This is a genomic window from Ruminococcus callidus ATCC 27760 (assembly GCF_000468015.1).
Lineage (GTDB): Bacteria > Bacillota > Clostridia > Oscillospirales > Ruminococcaceae > Ruminococcus_C > Ruminococcus_C callidus.
In genome coordinates, this window is sequence record NZ_KI260341.1 from 42,116 (window position 1) to 57,861 (window position 15,746).

The following is a 15,746-nucleotide window of genomic DNA, read 5'->3' on the forward strand; positions in this document are numbered from 1 at the left end:
CAGGATACAGAAAACCGTATGACATTGCAGTTCCATTCTTCGAATCTTGTCACATCATACGGTTTTCTGTCTATTCTCTATTCTACGAAATTTATGAAAAACTTCCTTAACCCTTTACTGCACCATTGGCAATGCCGCCGATGATCTGCTTCTGACAGAAGATGTAGAAGATCAGGATCGGGATCAGTGCCAGCAGGTAAGAAGCAAACGCCAGATTGTAGTTCGTGCCGAACTGTGTCTGGAAGTTCAGCTGTGCCAGCGGCAGGGTGGTGTCTTCGCTGCTGGACATGATCACCAGCGGTGTCATGACATCGTTCCATGTGCCCAGAGCCGTCAGAACTGCCACGGTAGCATGCATCGGCTTCATCATGGGGAAAATGATCGTCCAGTAGGTTTTCCATGTGGAAGCACCGTCAATGTTTGCAGCTTCTTCCATTGCCAGCGGAACGTTTTTCAGATAGCCGCTGTACAGCATGACGTTCATGGGCATATAGAATACCAAGTACAGAATGATAACGCCCAGACGGTTGTCCAGTCCCATAATGGCGGTCTGCTTGACCAGCGGCATCATCAGAATGGCAAAGGGAACGAACATACCGCTGACGATGTAAAAGTAGATCAGCTTATAGCCCTTTTTCCGTGCCATGTTTCTGCCAATGGCATAGCCTGCCATAGAGTGGAGCAGCACTGCCAGCACAATGGTCACTGCGGTAATCAGAAAGCTGTTGCCCAGCGAGTGCCAGAAGTTTGTCACACGCATTGCCTCGGAGAAGTTGCTGAAATTCCATGTGCTGGGGAACGAGAGTGCTCCGGCAATGTCATTTGTCATTTCGGTAGGGCTCTTGAATGCGATTATGACGGTCATGTACAACGGGAACAATACCGTCAGGCAGCCCAGAAACAGCAGTACGGTCAGAAGTACATTGGTACCGCCGATTTTATGTGTCTTTTTCATAGCTGTTCCTCCTTCTTACCGGTAATCTTCATCTGAATGATCGAGAATGCCACAATAACAATAAAGAATACTACGGCGTTTGCACTCTGGAATCCGAACTGTCCGCCGTCCATACCGTTTTTGTAGATCAGGTAGGAAATGGACTCGGTACTCTGTGCAGGACCGCCCTTGGTCAAAGACATGATCTGGTCGAATACCATCATCATGTTCTTGGTGCTGAGAATCAGGTTAATGGAGACGAACGGCAGCAGCATCGGGAAAGTCAGCTTCCAGAACTTCTGCCACGGGTTTGCACCGTCGATCATGCCGGCTTCGTAGATGTCCGCCGGAACGGTCTGCAAACCGGAAATGTAGATGATCGTATTCATTGCGACTGCCTGCCATACGCCGACAACCAGCACGCCGATCCACGCGTATCTCTCACTGGCAAGAATACTGTTTTCCAGAAAGCCGATGTGCATTGCCTTGCCCACAGCCGGAATGATGTAGGTAAAGATAAAGCTGAAAATATAACCGACGATCAGTCCGCCCAGAATATTCGGGACAAAGTACACGCCGCGGAGCAGGCTCTTGCAGCGGATCCTGCTGTTCAGCCCCATTGCCAGCAACAGGCTCAGACAGTTGATGAGAATGGTTCCGGCAATCGCATACTTGAATGTGAACAGGTAGGAGTGCAGGACACGTTCATCAGAAAACAGGTCGATATAATTTCGCAGTCCCACGAAATCAAAGGTACCATAGCCGCGGTAGTTGGTGAAGCTGTAAACTGCACCGGTGATCAGCGGCAGGGTGTTAAACAGGAAGAACAGAATGACAATCGGAATGGTCATTGCCAGATAGGTTCGATTGTTGCTGCTCAATGCTTTTCTTTTGCTCATGATGCATTCTCCTCCTCATATTTTTGTACTTTCGCGATCAGGTCGCGGTTATACCGTTTCCATTCCTTATCGAAACGCTTCAGGAACTTGGCGGTGGAGTCACTGCTGTCGTCCATGAGATAAGTCTGTACCATTGCGTCCACGCTCATCTCACTGGGATAGTGGTGGTCATGGAAGTCGGACATTCTGCCCTCATCGATATAGGAACGCATACCGTCCAGCATCGACGGCAGAGTGAAGTCGCCGTCCTTACAGGGCACTGCGTTCTGGTTGTCCAGATAGATCTGAATGGTTTCATCATCATACAAGAACTTCAGTACTTCATAAACAGCATCTTTGTGCTTGGTTTCTTTCATCACGCAGAACTGCAGGTCAACACCGGAGTTCAGCACGTTATCCGCTTCATCCTCATTTGCAGGGAATACAAACGAGTCAATGTTCATATCCGGATTTACCGACTGAATTTGCGGCACCGCATAGCTGCCGATGGGATACATTGCCGATTCGCCACGTGCAAAAGCAGTGCAGGCATCGTTATAGCTGTACGCATAGGGATTCGGTTCTGCGTAATCCAGCAGGACCTTGTCCTTTTCGGCAACTTCCTGATATGCGTCCGTAAAGGTCGTCTTTCCGGCGTTGACATCGCTGCAGGTGGACGGAGAGGACAAACCTACTGCCAGTGCATTCCACGGTGCCATACAAGTCCATGTGTCCTTATATCCCAGATACAGCGGGTACACATCAGAGGTGTTCTGAATGGTTTCACACAGGTCGGTGAATTCGCTCCATGTGGCAGGGATCTCCCAGCCGTTCTCCTCGAACATATCCTTGTTGTACAGGATTCCGGCACAGTTTGCCACATAAGGCAGTCCGTATACCCCGTCTTTCGGAATGAACTCCAGTTCATCTACAATGTCCAGATATGCCGGTTTGATGCCTGACACGCCCTCAAAATCGGAAACATCCAGAAACATATCTGCGTCCAGAAAGTTGGAGTAGTTGATGTCGCCGCCGATACCGATAATGTCCGGATAATCCCCGCGGATAAACCGTGTTTTCAGCACAGTCATGGCTTCATTGGGCGATTCAATGGTCAGATGAATATCATCATGGGTCGCGTTAAAGCGTTCCTCCATTTCCTCGAAAGCCGCAACAGCTTCCGGTTTATACTGTACCATTGTCACTTCCGTTTTCCCGTCATTTTTCGATGTACCTGCACAGCCGGACAGCGGCAGTGTGGACAATACGGCACCTGCCAAAATCAGGCTGCTGACTACATGCTTTCTTCTCATGTGATCTTCCTCCTTTTCGGGTAAAACCCTGTGTTTTTTGCTGCTTTTATTATAACATACCAATATGCAACTGGTAAATACCACAAATCAACTTATTTCATACCATTTTGCCGCTTTTCCCGCAAATATCAAAAAACAGGTTGCATTTTGGTATATTTCGTGCTATAATGAGTATCATATGAACAACAAAAAACATGAATGGTACAAGTTCAGATGAAATTTATGACAAGAGGTAATATTATGCAGAATTTGATCTTTTCAATTTTTCCCAATCAGAACTTTGTAGACCTCGGCTTGTTCCAGTTCGGGTGGGAACGCTGTACACCGGCACACTCTTTCGGACCGGCTGCGAGAAACCACTATCTGTTTCACTATATTCTATCCGGCACCGGCACCCTGATGGCAGACGACAGCAAGGGTGTCACCCAGACCTACTCGATCAAAAGCATGCAGGGGTTCATGATCTTCCCCAATCAGATCACCACCTATGTTGCCGACAAGCAGCTGCCGTGGGAATACGTCTGGCTGGAATTCGACGGACTCCGTGTGAAGTCCCTGCTGGACACCATCGGACTTTCGCTGGACAAACCGGTCTATCATGCCAGGAACAAAAGCCTGCGGGAGGACATGGCAAACGAAATGCTGTACATCTCCCGCCACAAAGATGAGTCGCCTTTTCATCTGATCGGGCATCTCTATCTGTTTCTGGATTATCTTCTGCGTTCTGCGGCAGATGAACAGCTGGAACACGGCAGCAAACTGCGGGAATTCTACATTCACGAGGCACTGACCTACATTGAACACAACTTTCAAAATGAGATCACGATTGAAGATATTGCCGGTGTCTGCGGACTGAACCGCACTTATTTCGGCAAAATTTTCAAGGAAGCACTGGGGAAAACGCCACAGGAATTCCTGCTGAATTACCGCATGCTCAAAGCGGCAGAGCTGCTGAAGCTGACCAGCCTTTCTATCGGGGATGTTGGTCTGGCAGTGGGGTATGCCAACCAGATGCACTTTTCCAGAGCATTCAAGAATAACTACGGCATTTCCCCCAGAGAATGGCGGTATCAGAACCATATCAACAATACCGTTGACAGCGACGAAGAACATACACAATAAAAAAACGAGCCTGTTTTCAACTGAAAAAACAGGCTCGTTTCTTGTTATGCAGAGGGCATTGTCTTTTTCCGGAAAGTTCGCAGCAGAATCGGAACAGACACCACAGCTGTAATGCATTCCGCCAGCGGGAACGCCCACCAGACCAGTTCTGCACCGCGTTCATACATCAGAAACAGCAGACAAAACGGAATCGGCAGCACAAGCAGACGAAGCAGTGCCAGCAGCAGCGGCGAAAACACACAGCGAAAGCCCTGCAAGATGCCCTGTATCAGCACAGTGATTCCCATAAACACATAGCCCAGCGTACAGATACGCATAGACCGCATGCAAAGCTGCTGCACTTCCCTACTGCCGTCGCTCTGGAACAAACCGGAGATCAGTGCTGCAAACAGCTGAAACAAAACTGTCACTATAAGCATCAGTCCGGCGGCGTACAGCAGCCCGTAGCGAACACACTGCCGCAGACGTGCTTTTTCCCGTCTGCCGTAATGAAACGCCACCACAGTAATCAGCGTGTTGCTCAAGCCGAACGCTGCAAAAAGGGCAAATTGCTGAATCTTATAATAAATGCCATAGGCAGCCTGCAATGGCTCCGCCAGATCTCCCTGTGTGCCGAATACCAGATTCACAAACAGCACCATAACAGAAAGCAACCCCTGCATCACTGCGGCAGGAATCCCGATGGCGTAGATGCCGCGAATCAGTCCCCACCGAGGACGAATGCGTTTCCAGTCCTGCCGAATCTCCCGATCCCACCGGTAGTGAAACAGCATTGCCATGACCAGTGACGCTACCTGTCCCACAACGGTTGCCACAGCAGCACCGACAACGCCCATATCCAATCCAAAAATAAACAGCGGATCCAACAGGATATTCAACGCGGCACCAGTGATTTGTGCAATTGTGGAAAGATTCGTGCGACCGGTTCCCTGCAAAAAACGTTCATAGACAGTATAACCGATACTGCCAAAGGAACCCATACAGCAGATTCGCAGATACTGTTCACCCATTTCCTGCCGGAGAGCATTCCCGTTTGCCTGCATGGCGATAAACGGCTTCGTGCCGAAAATGCCGAACAGCAGAAAAACGGCATAGATGCAGATCGCCAGAAAAATTCCGTTTCCGGCAATACAAGCCGCCTTTTCCGAATTTCGCTCGCCCAGTGTCTTGGAAAGCAGGGCGTTGATGCCAATGCCGGTGCCCACGCCAACAGCCACGATCAGCAGCTGAATGGAATAGGAATCCGTCAGAGCAAGCACGGCAGTGGCTCCATTCTTCATATGGCTGACAAAAACGGTGTCTACAATATTGTACACCGCCTGCAATACCATAGAGAGCACCATGGGCATTCCCATGCTTAGGATCAGGGTGCGGATTGGAAAATCCGCCAGTTTGTTCGGGGTTCCGGTTTGTGTCGCCGAGTGATTTTCTTGCATGATTTCTAAACCTCCAAAAGTCAATGGCGACACTGCACAAAGCTTTATGCAGTGTTGCCCAATATATGCAAAAACGGCGTAAACCCAGTCAGATTCTAACTGGATTTACGCCGTTTCGCTACACGTTATCAATTTATTTTATCACACCGCACCGAAAAATGCAAGTGTTTTTTACAAAAAATGTTACAGCAAAGCCGTCAGGCGGGCTTTATGCAGTGTTTCCTTTACGCTTCGTCGTCCAGAACCGGAATACGGGACAGGATCTCCACGCCTTCCTTTGCCAGCTTCTGCTTGAATGCCTCTGCGGTCTTCTGGTCGCAGCCGCTGATCATGCAGCCGTTTTCTCTGGTGTTCAGCAGCTTTACGCCGACTTCATCTGCGATCTTGGCAAATACACCGCTGCCGCAGGGAGAAGTCCGGTAGCAGCGTGCTGCAAAGAAGTCGTCGATGGGAGCCACGAAGTCTGCTCCTTCTTCTGCCGGTTCCCAGCTCTGGGATTCTACTGTATCGGTCTGCTTTACCTCGTCGATCAGGTCACCCAGTACGGCACTGGCAGTCGGCAGCTTGCCGGCACCACGGCCATAGAACATGGTCTTGTCCACACCGTCGCCCCATACCATGACAGCGTTGAACACGCCGTTGACATGGGAAATCAGGCTCTCGTTCATGACAACCATAGGCATCACTGTAGGCAGGATCTTTCCGCTTTCCAGACGCTTTACCGCACCAATCAGCTTCACTGCACCGCCGAAATCCTGTGCCAGCTGCACGTCTTCCAGTGTGATGTTGCGGATACCCTTGGTGTATACCTGTTCCGGATATACATGCTTGCCGAATACCAGCGAGGACAGAATGCAAATCTTCCGGCAGGCATCGCCGCCGTCAATGTCTGCGGAGGGGTCACGCTCTGCATAGCCCAGCTTCTGTGCCAGTGCCAGTGCATCATCAAAACGCATCTTGTCACAGAACATCTTCTCCAGAATGAAGTTGGTGGTACCGTTCAGAATGCCGGCAACTGCGGAGATGTCATTGGCAGCCAGACAGGTGTGCAGCGGACGAATGATCGGGATCGCACCGCCGACGCTGGCTTCGAAGAAGAAGTTCACGTGATGTGCCTTTGCCACCTGCAACAGAATGTCGCCTTTTTCAGCAACCAGCTGCTTGTTGGAAGTGGCAACGCTCTTGCCGGCTTCCAGACAACGGCGAACGAAGTCAAACGCCGGATTGACACCGCCCATGCACTCTGCCACGTAGCCGACCTCCGGATCGTCGAGAATCACCTGAATGTCGTGTACCACGTGGTCACCGTACGGATCATCCGGAAATTCCCGCAGATCCAGAATATATCCTATTTCCAGCTCTGTGCCGGTATTTTTTTCGATTTTCTTCTGATTGCGGTAGAACAGTTCCACAACACCGGAACCGACTACGCCATAACCCAATACTGCAATTTTCTTCATTACTTTACTTCCTCCAAGTTTCAGCAGACTTTAAAAATCCGCCGTTTATTCGCCGGACAGGAGCCGCACCTCTACAACGCCCTGCAGGGCAGAGATCTTGTGCGTAATGTCAATGGGATTTGCCATACCCTCGCCCATTTTCAGGGACAGAGAAACCTGTGCCACGCCGTCCACCGGAATGTTCTGGTTGACAGTCAGGATATTGGCACGCATGCTATATAATGTAGTCAGCACATTGGAAAGCACGCCTGCCTCGTCCCGCAGCGTTACCGAAAAGTTGACGATCTGCTGTGTCATCTTGTCATCATAGGCAAACACACAATCCCGATATTTATAAAAGGCACTGCGTGAGATCCCCATACGTTTGCACGCCGAGGAAAAGCTGCGTTCGGTCTTGTCGGCGACCAGCTTTTTGACTTCCAGCACCTTTCCGAAAATTTCCGGAAGCACTGCGGTATCTACTACAATATATCGTGTCCGTTTGTCCATGTTCCTGTCTGCACAGTATCGAAAGCATGCTTCTGTGACAAAGCCTGCCCTCCGGCTGCGTTTCTCCTCCTCTTTCCGCAAAATGCAGGACCCTTTGCCGATCCCGCAGCAAACAGTCCGTGTACAAAAAACAATTGTACTTATATCAACTATATAACTATACCATGATTTCACCTGTTTGTCAAGGGCAATCTACTGTTTTTTCTGCGAAAACAGATTTTTTTTCCTTTTTGATGTATCCGCCGCCTGTGCCGGCACCCCACAGAATCCCGAATATGATTCTTTCAAAAAAAGCCGTTTTTTTCTTTTTTTTGATAGGAAAACAGATTTTTTCATTTTGAAATCAAGGCAATTGCAGAATCGACGGAAAAGCACTTGACAAAGTCAGAAAATTCGAGTATGATAATATTGTCAACGGAACACAGAGGGATTTCACCTCATGCGTTTCCGGCAAATGATTGTGACAAGGAGAGCCGACTTGAAGAACAGACAGCAGCAGGACGAACAGCATATGCCCCAGAAACAGGGGGATATTTTCCGACAGATGCCGATGCAGAGTTCTCAAAGCGGTTCGAAGATGATACGTGAAACAAAGGCGTTTCCATGATGAAACCGGTACAAACAGACTGAAGCTTGTACAGAAAACGGTGAACCATGAAAATGCTTTTTATTTTTAGGAGGTAATTATCATGTCCAAAAATGTTGCTGAGTACTTTGCATGCGACGTCTTCAATGACGAAGTCATGAAGGCAAGACTCCCGAAGCCGGTTTATAAGGCAATGACCAAGACCCGCAAAATGGGGACTCCGCTGGATCCCACCTATGCAGATGTGGTTGCAAATGCCATTAAGGACTGGGCGATCGAGCACGGTGCCACACATTACACCCACTGGTTCCAGCCGATGACCGGTTCTACTGCTGAAAAGCACGATTCCTTTATCAGCCCCACTGACAACGGCATGGTAATTATGAACTTCTCCGGCAAGGAACTGGTCAAGGGCGAACCGGACGCTTCTTCTTTCCCGTCCGGCGGTCTGCGTGAAACCTGCTCTGCAAGAGGCTATACCGCATGGGATCCGACTTCCTACTGCTTCGTCAAGGAAGGCTCTCTGTATATCCCGACCGTATTCGTTTCCTACACTGGTGAAGCACTGGACAAGAAAACACCGCTGCTGCGTTCCATGGATGCTCTGAGCCAGCAGGCAGTCCGCATTCTGCGTCTGTTCGGCAACACCACCGCAACCAAGGTCACCTCTACCGTAGGTCCGGAACAGGAATACTTCCTGATCGACAAGAAGATGTACGATCAGCGTGAAGACCTGATTATGACCGGTCGTACCCTGTTCGGTGCAATGCCGCCGAAGGGACAGGAACTGGACGACCAGTATTTCGCAAACCTGAAGCCCCGCGTTGCTGCTTACATGGCTGATCTGGACGAGGCTCTGTGGAAGGTTGGCGTATTCGCTACCACCAAGCACAACGAAGTTGCTCCGGCACAGCACGAAATGGCTCCGGTATTCTCCACCACCAACATTTCCACCGACCAGAACGAACTGGCAATGGAAGTTATGGAAAAGGTTGCCCTGAAACACGGTCTGGTCTGCCTGCTGCACGAAAAACCGTTCGCAGGTGTCAACGGTTCCGGTAAGCACAACAACTGGTCTATGGCAACCAACGACGGACAGAACCTGCTGGATCCGGGCTGCACACCGATGGAGAACATGCAGTTCCTCACCTTCCTGTGTGCAATCATCAAGGGTATTGATGAATATGCAGATCTGCTCCGCATCAGTGCTTCCTCTGCCGGCAACGACCACCGTCTGGGTGCAAATGAGGCTCCGCCGGCAATCATCTCCATTTTCATGGGCGAAGAATTACAGGGCGTTCTGGACGCACTGGAAGCAGGCACTTCCTACAAGAGCGAATCCAAGGTATTCGAGATCGGCGTAGACGCTCTGCCGGACTTCCCGAAGGATTCCACCGACCGGAACCGGACTTCTCCGTTCGCTTTCACCGGCAACCGTTTCGAATTCCGTATGGTTGGTTCTTCCGACAACATCGGCTGCCCGAACTCTCTGCTGAATGCCATTGTTGCCGGCGAACTCTCTGACATCGCCGACAAGATGGAAAGCGTTCCGGCTGACAAGTTCGATGACGAGCTGAAATCGCTGCTGGTTTCCATTATCAAGGAACACAAGCGTATCATCTTCAACGGCAACGGCTATTCCGACGAATGGGTCGCTGAAGCAGAAAAGCGTGGTCTGCCGAACTTCAGATCCACTGTTGACTGTGTTCCGCACTATGCAGATGCCAAGAATGTTGCTCTGCTCCAGAAATTCGGCGTACTGTCCGAAAAGGAAATCAAGGCTCGTATGGAAGTCCTGCTGGAAAACTATGCAAAGACCATCAATATTGAAGCCCTGACCATGATCGACATGACAAAGAAGAAGTATATCCCGACCTGCATTGCCTACACCAAGGAACTGTGCGATGCTGCCGCAGTGAAGCAGTCGCTGGACATCTGCTCCTGCGTCGAAAAGGAACTGGCAGAAAAGGTCAGCAGCCTGACAAAGGCAGCTTATGAAGCTACCGAGAAGCTGGAGGCTGCTGTAGCTGCTGCCGCCGCAAAGGATGACTGCGTACTGTCTATGGCAAAGTCCTATCGGGAAGATGTCATTCCGGTAATGGACGATCTGCGTGCCGCTGTGGACGCTCTGGAAGTTATCACACCTTCTGAAAAGTGGCCGGTACCGGCATACAGCGACATCATCTTCAATGTCTGATCGCTCAAATCTAAAGTAATTACTGCAAAGAGTGGTTTACCTCCCATTCTTTGAGAAACCGTCTGTATTCCTATTTGCGGAATACAGGCGGTTTTTTGCGTTTTGCCCTTGACAATTCCACTGCACTGTGCTATACTAATATTGCAAACTGTTGTACGACATATACAACAGTTGAAACAGTCATAGCAAGGGAGTTGCGTTTTCTATGAAATCACATCGCATCAAGTTTCAAAAAATTCTCGCCGTGCTTCTGGCGATTCTGGCACTGGTGGGCGGACTGTTCGGGCTTTGCCGTGCAGTCGCCTCTGCACGTGCCTATGATATTGCACCGCTGACTGACGAACGGCTGGCAGAACTGGATCTGACCGGCATCACCCACCTGATGATCGTGGCACACCCCGACGACGAAACCCTCTGGGGCGGTGCTCACATCGCAGACGGCGGGTATCTGGTGGTGTGCATTACCAACGGATATAACGCCACCCGTTCCGCAGAGTTTCAGGCAGTCATGCAGGCTTCGAACAATGTGGGGCTGATCTTGTCCTATCCGGACAAAGTCGCCGGCAAACGGGACGACTGGACACATGTTCGTTCCCAGATACAAACAGACCTCGAAAAAGTTATGACCTATCAGCCGTGGGAGGACATCGTCACCCATAACGCCAAGGGCGAATACGGACACATTCACCACAAGATGACACACCAGATCGTCACCGCCCTGTACGATGCCAACCAATTGCAGGAACCGCTGTACGTCTTTGGAAAGTACTACTGTGCAGTAACGCTGCCTGACGTACAGGACAGCCTGACACCGATCTCCGATGACGCACTGCAACAAAAGGAAGCCCTGCTACAGCTGTACACTTCGCAGGCACATACCATTCAGAATCTGTCCCACATGAACCCCTATGAGATGTGGACACAGATTCGCGGAGGAAGCACTGATGACGACAACACGTAAAAAGACACTGCTGCACTGCGGAATTCTGACAGGGATTCTGGGGGCTGTAGTGCTGCTGATCTTTCTGGTGCACCCCGGCTGTGTATACGGGGCACAGACGGACTGGAGCAACCAGCACTTTGCCATTCCGGAATACTTCCGCACCCGTTTCTATGCCACCGGTAATCTCTTTCCCAATTTCGCCATGCAGCTGGGCAGCGGACAGAATATTTTCAATTTCGCCTATTACGGGCTGTACAGTCCGGTGATCCTGCTGTCCTTTGCGTTCCCGTGGCTGTCTATGGCGACGTACCTGCAAATCTCCAACATCCTGCTGACGCTGCTCAGTGCATTTCTCTGCTATTTCTGGCTGCGGAAATGGTTCGTTCCCAATCTGTCCCTTTTTATGGCAGTGCTCTACCTGCTGGCGGCACCGGTCATCTTCCACAGTCATCACCACATCATGTTCGTGAACTACTTTCCCTTTTTGTTCTGGGCATTGTTCGCCGTGCATCATGCTCTGGAGAAACGGTGCAGTCTTTCACTGATCGCAGCATCTGCCTGCATTCTCCTCACCAGCTTCTTTTTCAGCGTAGGAGCCTTTTTCGCGATTCTCATCTACGCCGTTTTTCTCACCCTGCACCAGCATCATGTACACCTGTTCCGGCAGCTGATGCGGACAATTGGCATCACCTGTCTGCATTTGCTGCTGGGAGCCGTTCTCGCCGCGTTTCTGCTGCTGCCGGTGGCATGGACCCTGCTACACGGCAGAGATGTTTCCGGCAGTTCTCAGAGCCTCTGGAGCCTTCTGATGCCCGGCATGCACTTGAATTATCTGACATACAGTCCCTTTTCCATTGGCATGACCTCTTTCAGCATTCTGGCGATCTGTGCCATGCTTTGCTTTCCGCAAAGGGCATACCGGTTTCTCGCCGGTATCTTTGGCGTGATTCTGGCGTGTCCTCTGCTGCTGTACCTCATGAACGGCACGATGTATCTGGATCCCAAGGCATACATTCCCCTGCTGCCACTGCTGCTGTTGCTGTGCGGATTCTTCTGGAAGACCTTACTGTCCCACCAGATTGCCCTGCGTTCCACGCTGCTGCTGTTTTCCGCAGTGCTGGGTATGGGTATCCTGTCCCAGACCGGAACCGATGCAGAGCGAATTGCAGTGATTCTGAACGGGCTTTCGATGCTGGCGGCATTCCTGTTCTATTTCCGCCGGCAGAATGCCAAGCCTTCCGGAAACGCCTCCACAAAAATCCTGCTGATCCCTACGCTGGCATTCAGCACCGCGACCTGTCTGACAGTCAATCTCTGTGACACCTACATGTCCAAGGAAGATGTCAGCATTGTCTATTCCTCGGAGATTCAAACACTGACAGATCAGATTGCAGCAGAAGACGACGGCTTTTACCGCATTTCCAACGAGTACCACGCCGGCGACACAGTAAACCGCATCTGGGGCAGCAATTACTACCGGAGTTCCGTCTATTCCTCTGTCCACAATGCCGCATTTTCCGACTTTTATTTCCGGCAGACCCACAACGAAAACGGCATTCGGAACGCCGCCATGATCGTACAGTCCAAGAATCCGGTTTTTGGCATTCTCATGGGAGAAAAATATCTGATCAGCCAAAAGCCCATTACCCGTTACGGATTCCGGCAGATCGGACAGGATGGAGCGTATCTGCTGTACGAGAACACACTTGCCTATCCCATCGGCTTCGCCACCTCCAACATCATGACTACCGAGGAACTGAAAGGACTTCGTTATCCCAATCAGCTGGAAGCACTGCTGGAAAATGCTGTAGTCAATGCCGCAGACCTGCCGGAGGATTCCACATTCCACGCCAAGCAGCCGGACAGCATTCATCAGATTGCCCCGTCCTATACTGCCACGGCATACAGTGACAAACAGATCACCGCCATTGGTGACAACAAGTATTATGTGCACAGCAAAACGGACTTCTCGGTAACGGTCACACTCGATGAGCCGATCGATGATCTGCTGCTGCTGAAATTCCACGTGGACAATCACCTCGGGAACGGCACCACCACCGGCGACGTGGCAATTACCATTAACGGTATCCGCAACAAGCTGACAGACCCCCAGTGGAAGTACCAGAACAATAACAACAACTTCCAGTACACGCTTTCCTCCGACAAGCCCATTCAGAAGCTGAAACTGAAATTTTCTGCCGGCGATTATGTCATTTCCAAACCGGTGATGTACACCATGGAATATCAGGTGCTGGAGGACACCTCCGCGGAAATCAGCCCGTGGCAGCTGCACCACGACACCCTCGGTGATGACACCATGGCTGGCAGCATTCAGGTGAAGCAGGACGGCTGGTTCGTGCTGGCAGTCCCCTATGACACCGGCTTTCACGTCACCGTGGACGGAAAGGAAGCCGCCTATTCCCGCACAGACACAGACTTTCTGGGATTCCCGATCACACAGGGAGAGCATCAGATCAGCATCACCTATACAGCTCCGCTGGCAAAAGCCGGCAAGTACTGCTCCGCCGCCGGAATTTGCTTGACGCTGCTGTTTTTCACCGGAAACTGTTGGCTGCGGCGGCGAAAACAAAAACAACATTCCTAAGGCAATACCGCACAAATATTTTCACACCGCATTTGCAGCACATGCTGCAAGTGCGGTGTTTTATCGGTTCATCTCCCGCTTGTCCGTCCGGTTCAGAAGATAGTCCACCGACACCTGATAAAAATCGGCAATGCGTACCAGCACTTCCGTGGGAATGTCATGCCCGCCGGACTCGTAATAGCTATAGGTTCGCTGGCTGATGAACAGCACCTTTGCCATGTCCGTCTGTGTCATGTCCATGTCCTCCCGTAAGTTCCGAATGCGAATATACTGCATAAAATATCACCCTTTCAAGAATATGGTTTTATTTTATGCTAGAACAAAACATTCTATTGACTTTTAGAACAAAACATGCTATAATGAGATTGTTCCATTTTGGAAAAAAGGGAAACATCATCAAAAAAGGAGGATATTACAACATGAAACACAAATGGCTTGCGGGACTGCTGCTCATCGCAATGCTCGGGGCAATGGGCGGCTGTTCCGGTGCCGGAAACAGCAGTGCTTCCCAGAAGGCGGAGGAATCTTCTGCCAAGGAAAGCAGTGCCGCAGAGGAGAGCAGCGATGCGGAAGAATCCCAAAACGAGGACAGCAGTGATGCAGAAAAAAGCGACAACGCTGCTGACGAATCAAAGGTATTGTTCGAAGACAGCACTGTCCGAATCACCTACACCGGCACTGACGAAGAAAGCTGGATGGGCAAAGGGCTGAAAGTCACCATTGAGAATCTGTCCGACAAAAACATTTCCGTTCAGACCAGAGAAGCTTCCGTCAATGGCGTCATGGACGATCCGTATTTTTCCTGCGATGTGGCTTCCGGAAAAACGGCAAATGACACGATCTATTTTTCCACCAAGGACGAACTGGGAACCGTTGAACTTTCATTTCACATTTTCGACAGTGACACGTTCGATACCATTGCCGACACCGAAAAGGTCACGCTCGTTATTGATGACTGCATCACCAGCGAAAAAACAGAAGCTGACAAGATCTATGAAGTCAACGGCGTAGTCGTTTCCTATGCCGGCAAGGTGGACGACGACATCTGGGGCACGGAATTCCAATTTCTCATCGAGAACAACGGCACGGAAACATACACCGTTCGTGCGGAAAACATTTCCATTGACAATACGATGTACGACGGTTCGATGTATGCCGAAGTAGCAGCCGGCAAATATGCCAACGAAACCATGTCGTTCATCGGCGAGGAGTTGCCGGCAGAAATGAATGAGTTGGAATTCAAGCTGGTCATCAGCAACAGCAGTTACGAAACCGTAGCGGAATCTGATCCGATCAAGGTTTCCATACAGTAATCAGAAAGCAGAGGTATTTTATCATGGCAAAAGGACAAAAAACGATTTACAAAAACAGTGCAGTCATTCTGCGGCTGGTTCTGGGCATTCTCTCCATTGTAATTTCCGCAGTGGTAGGATTCCAGTCCTGTGCTGCCGGCATCGGCGAAGCCATTTCCGAAGCAGAAAGTTCCAGCGGTGCTGGCGGACTGTTCACAGGATTTTTCCTGCTGGCAGCCGGCATTGTCGCAATTGCTGCCAGAAAGACCAAGGGCGGCACTATTGCATCGATCATCTTATACGCATTGGCTGCTATTTTCGCCTTTGCAAACCTGAGTGAAAACTTCGGCGATCTGGTCGTATGGGCAGTGCTTTCCGTAATTTTCGCAGTGGTACTGGTAATCACCCTGTTCCTGAAAGAAAAGGATTCTTCTGACGAAACCACAAAGGAATAATTCTTCTTTCCGCATATACAAAAAACGCTGTGCAAT

At 50.4% G+C, this 15,746-nt stretch carries 14 protein-coding genes; 7 read left to right on the forward strand and 7 right to left on the reverse strand.

The annotated features are described in order from the left end of the window. Window positions 1–106 precede the first annotated feature (106 nt). Genes RUMCAL_RS04250 through RUMCAL_RS04260 form a run of 3 tightly spaced genes read right to left on the reverse strand, consistent with a single transcriptional unit; the run spans window position 107 to window position 3,125 of the window. Entirely contained in the window at window positions 107–955 is an 849-nt protein-coding gene (locus RUMCAL_RS04250; protein WP_021681327.1) for a carbohydrate ABC transporter permease, read from the reverse strand. Then, window positions 952–1,833: a carbohydrate ABC transporter permease gene (locus RUMCAL_RS04255; RefSeq protein ID WP_021681328.1), complete on the reverse strand. Its 882-nt coding sequence runs from the start codon at window positions 1,831–1,833 to the stop codon at window positions 952–954. Before RUMCAL_RS04255 ends, RUMCAL_RS04250 begins: the two co-directional genes overlap by 4 nt. Further along, window positions 1,830–3,125: an ABC transporter substrate-binding protein gene (locus RUMCAL_RS04260; RefSeq protein WP_021681329.1), complete on the reverse strand. Its 1,296-nt coding sequence runs from the start codon at window positions 3,123–3,125 to the stop codon at window positions 1,830–1,832. The genes RUMCAL_RS04255 and RUMCAL_RS04260 overlap by 4 nt, the downstream gene beginning before the upstream one ends. Before the next feature lie 240 nt (window positions 3,126–3,365). Here RUMCAL_RS04260 and RUMCAL_RS04265 point away from each other — a divergent pair, with 240 nt between their 5' ends. Then, window positions 3,366–4,247, forward strand: coding sequence for an AraC family transcriptional regulator (locus tag RUMCAL_RS04265; protein WP_040646944.1), 882 nt, complete (start codon window positions 3,366–3,368; stop codon window positions 4,245–4,247). A 44-nt stretch (window positions 4,248–4,291) separates the two neighbouring features. Here the strand turns inward: RUMCAL_RS04265 and RUMCAL_RS04270 are convergent, their stop codons facing one another. From RUMCAL_RS04270 to RUMCAL_RS04280, 3 genes are all read right to left on the reverse strand, one after another. Next, window positions 4,292–5,683, reverse strand: a complete 1,392-nt coding sequence (locus RUMCAL_RS04270) for an MATE family efflux transporter (protein ID WP_021681332.1) — start codon at window positions 5,681–5,683, stop codon at window positions 4,292–4,294. A gap of 224 nt (window positions 5,684–5,907) precedes the next feature. Then, complete coding sequence (locus RUMCAL_RS04275; RefSeq protein WP_021681333.1) at window positions 5,908–7,143, reverse strand: homoserine dehydrogenase; 1,236 nt, start codon at window positions 7,141–7,143, stop codon at window positions 5,908–5,910. A 45-nt stretch (window positions 7,144–7,188) separates the two neighbouring features. Continuing rightward, window positions 7,189–7,632 (reverse strand): ACT domain-containing protein, encoded by a 444-nt coding sequence (locus RUMCAL_RS04280; RefSeq protein WP_021681334.1) that lies wholly within the window; start codon window positions 7,630–7,632, stop codon window positions 7,189–7,191. Window positions 7,633–8,110: 478 nt separating this feature from the next. Here RUMCAL_RS04280 and RUMCAL_RS16650 point away from each other — a divergent pair, with 478 nt between their 5' ends. The 4 genes from RUMCAL_RS16650 to RUMCAL_RS04295 all read left to right on the forward strand — a co-directional run bounded on the left by RUMCAL_RS16650 (window position 8,111) and on the right by RUMCAL_RS04295 (window position 13,963). Next, window positions 8,111–8,239, forward strand: coding sequence for a hypothetical protein (locus RUMCAL_RS16650; RefSeq protein ID WP_278245029.1), 129 nt, complete (start codon window positions 8,111–8,113; stop codon window positions 8,237–8,239). 82 nt (window positions 8,240–8,321) lie between these two features. After that, window positions 8,322–10,415, forward strand: a complete 2,094-nt coding sequence (locus tag RUMCAL_RS04285) for a glutamine synthetase III family protein (RefSeq protein WP_021681337.1) — start codon at window positions 8,322–8,324, stop codon at window positions 10,413–10,415. 205 nt (window positions 10,416–10,620) lie between these two features. Then, the gene (locus RUMCAL_RS04290; RefSeq protein ID WP_021681339.1) at window positions 10,621–11,376 is read left to right on the forward strand and encodes a PIG-L family deacetylase; all 756 of its coding nucleotides are present in this window, start codon (window positions 10,621–10,623) and stop codon (window positions 11,374–11,376) included. Beyond that, a complete protein-coding gene (locus RUMCAL_RS04295; RefSeq protein ID WP_021681340.1) occupies window positions 11,360–13,963 on the forward strand; it encodes a YfhO family protein in 2,604 nt (867 codons plus the stop codon). Before RUMCAL_RS04290 ends, RUMCAL_RS04295 begins: the two co-directional genes overlap by 17 nt. Before the next feature lie 60 nt (window positions 13,964–14,023). Here the strand turns inward: RUMCAL_RS04295 and RUMCAL_RS04300 are convergent, their stop codons facing one another. Then, the gene (locus RUMCAL_RS04300; RefSeq protein WP_021681341.1) at window positions 14,024–14,239 is read right to left on the reverse strand and encodes a helix-turn-helix domain-containing protein; all 216 of its coding nucleotides are present in this window, start codon (window positions 14,237–14,239) and stop codon (window positions 14,024–14,026) included. A 143-nt stretch (window positions 14,240–14,382) separates the two neighbouring features. On the opposite strand from RUMCAL_RS04300, the gene RUMCAL_RS04305 reads away from it, so the two are divergent. Continuing rightward, window positions 14,383–15,276 carry a hypothetical protein gene (locus RUMCAL_RS04305; RefSeq protein WP_040646946.1) on the forward strand — a complete coding sequence of 298 codons (894 nt, stop codon included), beginning with the start codon at window positions 14,383–14,385 and terminating at the stop codon, window positions 15,274–15,276. A 23-nt stretch (window positions 15,277–15,299) separates the two neighbouring features. Next, on the forward strand, window positions 15,300–15,710 hold the full coding sequence (locus RUMCAL_RS04310) for a hypothetical protein (protein ID WP_021681343.1): 411 nt from the start codon (window positions 15,300–15,302) through the stop codon (window positions 15,708–15,710). The last annotated feature ends 36 nt before the right edge of the window (window positions 15,711–15,746 follow it).